Source organism: uncultured Thiodictyon sp. (assembly GCF_903828115.1).
GTDB lineage: Bacteria > Pseudomonadota > Gammaproteobacteria > Chromatiales > Chromatiaceae > Thiodictyon.
Map to the genome: position 1 here is coordinate 1 of NZ_CAIKKU010000182.1, position 3,608 is coordinate 3,608.

The 3,608-nt window shown below is 67.9% G+C and carries 3 protein-coding genes and 1 pseudogene; 2 read left to right on the forward strand and 2 right to left on the reverse strand.

From position 1 onward, the window contains the following. Together QZY48_RS06540 and msrA are read right to left on the reverse strand one after the other, a co-directional pair. A pseudogene (locus QZY48_RS06540) lies at positions 1-676 on the reverse strand (IS4 family transposase); the annotation flags it as partial. Between the two features lie 170 nt (positions 677-846). Then, on the reverse strand, positions 847-1,383 hold the full coding sequence (msrA, locus tag QZY48_RS06545; protein ID WP_295429239.1) for a peptide-methionine (S)-S-oxide reductase MsrA: 537 nt from the start codon (positions 1,381-1,383) through the stop codon (positions 847-849). A 127-nt stretch (positions 1,384-1,510) separates the two neighbouring features. Between msrA and QZY48_RS06550 the strand changes: the two genes are divergently transcribed. Both QZY48_RS06550 and tgt read left to right on the forward strand, forming a co-directional pair. Then, the gene (locus tag QZY48_RS06550) at positions 1,511-2,227 is read left to right on the forward strand and encodes an HAD family hydrolase (protein WP_295429242.1); all 717 of its coding nucleotides are present in this window, start codon (positions 1,511-1,513) and stop codon (positions 2,225-2,227) included. Next, a complete protein-coding gene (tgt, locus tag QZY48_RS06555; RefSeq protein ID WP_295429243.1) occupies positions 2,217-3,332 on the forward strand; it encodes a tRNA guanosine(34) transglycosylase Tgt in 1,116 nt (371 codons plus the stop codon). The genes QZY48_RS06550 and tgt overlap by 11 nt, the downstream gene beginning before the upstream one ends. The last annotated feature ends 276 nt before the right edge of the window (positions 3,333-3,608 follow it).

Consider the following 3,608-nt stretch of genomic DNA (forward strand, 5'->3'; position numbering starts at 1 on the left):
TGCCCGGAGCTTGATCGTAGTCCTCCCGGCTCATCCAATCCGGTTTCTTGGGCTTCGGCAAGACGATGAGGTGGTCGCGCACCCCAAGCCACTCGCCCAGGCTAAAATCGGTGCTGCGCTTGCGTGCGCCGTACTGCTCAAACACCCCATCAACGCCGCGGCGCACCAACTCGCAGAGCAGAAAATACGTTGTATAATAGGCATCTGCAACCAAGATTTCGCCGCTTAGAAGGCTGTCGAGGAGCGCGCGCAACAGCGTTCGCTCGTCGCTGCCCTTGCCCGCGCAGGGACCGATGGCGGCATCCAGCACGACCCCGGTCGCCAGACAGAGCAGGACCACCATCCGACAGATCGGGAACCCCAGCCCGTCCTTCTGGCTCTTGGGTTGCGGATACTTGGCCTGGTTTTCGGCGGTGTCCGCCAGGGTCATCGTCGCCCCGTCGGCGAGCCGCACCCGACGCTGCTGCCAGTGCCACCAGTCCGGCGCCCCATCCGTCACGAGCCCCCCGGTTTGGCGCGTCAGCGTCCTGATCATCGGCAACGGCAACCGGGCGCGTGCCTGGCAGTAGGCGCTGGTGCAAGTACTCAGGGGCGGCAGCCCGGCGATCGCCCGCTCGACCCCGTAGTCGTCGAGCGCCTGGCGACAACTGCCGTCCGCCGAGAGCGCTTGGGTCATGAACATCGCCAACGTCTTGGTCGGCGGAAACGCCCGCACCCGTGTAAGACGATTCTGCAGAACGGGGCTGCGGCATTGCCTGGGTTTCTTGCCTCACTGCTGGAGAACCGGGACAGCACCCAATCCATCTCCGAGCCCCGCCAAGGCTGAAGCCTTGGACTCCTGGGGCTTCAGGCCACCAGCAATTCCCGGTGCTTCTGCCGCAGCTTGCCGAGCTTGGGTGAGATGACCGCCTGGCAATACCCCTGGTAGGGGTTGCGGCGGTAATAGTTCTGGTGATAGTCCTCGGCCGGATAGAAGGTCGGGAGCGGGGCGACCTCGGTCACGATTGCGTTGGGCCAGACGCCTTCGCGGGTCAGTTGGGCAATGACCGCGAGGGCAGTCTCGCGCTGCGCATCCGTGTGCCAATAGATGACGGAGCGGTATTGGGTCCCCACGTCGGCACCCTGGGCGTTGAGCGTGGTGGGGTCATGGACGGTGAAGAAGACCTCCAGGATGGTCCGGTAGTCGATCGCTGCGTTGTCGAAGGTCACCTGGACGACCTCCGCGTGGCCGGTGCTGCCGGTGCAGACCTGCTGGTAGCTGGGGTTCGGCGCGGCCCCGCCGGCGTAGCCGGAGACGACCGCGGTGACGCCCTTGAGATCCAGAAAGGCGGCCTCGACGCACCAGAAACAGCCGCCGCCCAGGGTTGCGGTCTCGCTCGCCATCGTCGTGTCCTCGTTGTCTTGCAGTTGAGCGTCAGGTGCCGGTGCGGGGCACCGAATTCAACCGACGGCTGGCCGCGCCCCGCCGCCGACTGGCACAATGGGCGCCCCCACCGCGCGATCCCATCCGATGCCCCAACCCCGCTTTCGTCTGATTACCCTGGATCTGGACGACACCGTCTGGCCCTGCGAGCCGGTGATCCGCGCCGCCGAGGAGGCGTTGCTGGACTGGCTCGCCCGGCGCGCGCCGCGCCTGGCCGCGCTCCATGACCGCCAGTCGCTGCGCGAGCACCGCTTCCGACTGATGGCTGAGCGCCCGGGGATCGCCCACGATCTGGGTTTGGCCCGGCAGTTGTCGATCGCGTCCCTGCTGGAGGGGCTGGGCTACCCGCCGGACCTGGCGGGGCAGTTGGGCGAGCAGGCCCTGGCGGTCTTCATGGCGCACCGCAACCGCATCGAACCCTTCCCGGACGCGGCGCCGGTGCTGCGCCGCCTGGCGGCGGACTACCAGTTGGTGTCCATCACCAACGGCAACGCGGACCCGGAACTCACCCCGCTCGCCGGTCTCTTCCACCACCACATCACCGCCGCCAGGGCCGGGGCGGCCAAGCCGGACCCGGTCGTCTTCGATCTCGCCTTACGTCTCACCGGGGCCGCTCCCGGGGAGTGCCTGCACGTCGGTGACGAGCCTTACCTGGACGTGGAGGCGGCGCGCTGCCTGGGGATCGAGGCGATCTGGATCAACCGCCTGGGGCGCACCTGGCCGGACGACCTGGCGCCGCCGCGCCTCACCATCACCGACCTGCACCAACTCGCCGCCTGGCTGGACGACACCGATGGACTTTGACCTGCTCGCCACCCAGGGCCTAGCCCGCCGCGCCCGCCTGTCCTTCCCGCGCGGGGTCGTGGAAACCCCCGCCTTCATGCCGGTCGGCACCTACGGGACGGTCAAGGCCATGACCCCGGAGGAGCTGATTGCCCTGGGGGCGCAGATCGTGCTGGGCAACACCTTTCATCTGATGCTGCGCCCCGGGGTGGAGGTGATCCGCCGCTGCGGGGACCTGCACCGCTTCATGCACTGGGAGGGGCCGATCCTGACGGACTCCGGCGGTTTCCAGGTCTTCAGTCTGGGTGAACTGCGCAAGATCACCGAGGCGGGGGTGCGCTTCCGCTCCCCGGTGGACGGCAGCCCGGTGTTCCTGGGGCCGGAGGAGTCCATGGCCGTGCAGCGCGCCCTGGGCTCGGACATCGTCATGATCTTCGACGAGTGCACGCCCTACCCGGCCGATCTCGACACCGCCGGCGCCTCCATGGAACTGTCGCTGCGCTGGGCCGCCCGCTCGCGCGCGGCGCACGCCGACAACCCCGCGGCCCTGTTCGGCATCGTCCAGGGCGGGATGCACGAGTCGCTGCGCGAGCGCTCGCTCGCCGGGCTCGTGGAGATCGGCTTCGACGGCTATGCGATCGGCGGGCTCTCGGTGGGCGAGCCGGAGGCGGACCGGCTGCGGGTGCTGGATTTCCTGGCGGATCGGCTGCCGGCGGAGCGCCCCCGTTACCTGATGGGTGTCGGCACCCCCGAGGATATCGTGGCCGCCGTCTGCCGCGGGATCGATCTGTTCGACTGCGTCATGCCCACCCGCCATGCCCGCAACGGTTGGCTCTTCACGCACCAGGGCACGGTCAAGATCCGCAACGCCGTCCACCGCACCGATGAGGGTCCGTTGGACCCCCGCTGCGACTGCACCACCTGCCGCAACTACAGCCGTGCCTATCTCTATCACCTGGATAAATGTCACGAAATCCTGGGCGCCCGGCTCAATACCATTCATAACTTACACTATTATCAGACCCTGATGCGGGGCCTGCGCGACGCCATCGCCGCGGGGACGCTCGCGGGGTTTATCGCCGAATTTCGGGACCTGCGTGCGCCGCGAGCAGCGGCCCCGGGGTGAGTGTGCTGACCGTGCTCGCCGTGAACGTCAGGCCGGGAGCCGGTGGGGGCGGCTTTACCGTGAAAGTGCGTAGTCAGGCCATCCTGGCCTGACGGTGTCGGGGCTGGAACCGTCAGGGCTGGAAGCCCTGACTACGCTGCCCCGCACGCTGGCCATCGAGCTAGCGGTCGAGAGGACTCTCATGTTCCGGGGTGGCGCGGGTGCCATGACCGTTAGCCGCGACTGTCGTTGTCGTGGTCGTGGTCGTGGTCGTGGTCGGATTGTTCGATTACGACA

What these genes read in the sequence shown, in the direction of transcription:
- msrA (WP_295429239.1), bottom strand. Translation starts at nt 1,383, where the DNA reads ATGGCGAGCGAGACCGCAACCCTGGGCGGCGGCTGTTTCTGGTGCGTC.
- QZY48_RS06550 (WP_295429242.1), top strand. Translation starts at nt 1,511, where the DNA reads ATGCCCCAACCCCGCTTTCGTCTGATTACCCTGGATCTGGACGACACC.
- tgt (WP_295429243.1), top strand. Translation starts at nt 2,217, where the DNA reads ATGGACTTTGACCTGCTCGCCACCCAGGGCCTAGCCCGCCGCGCCCGC.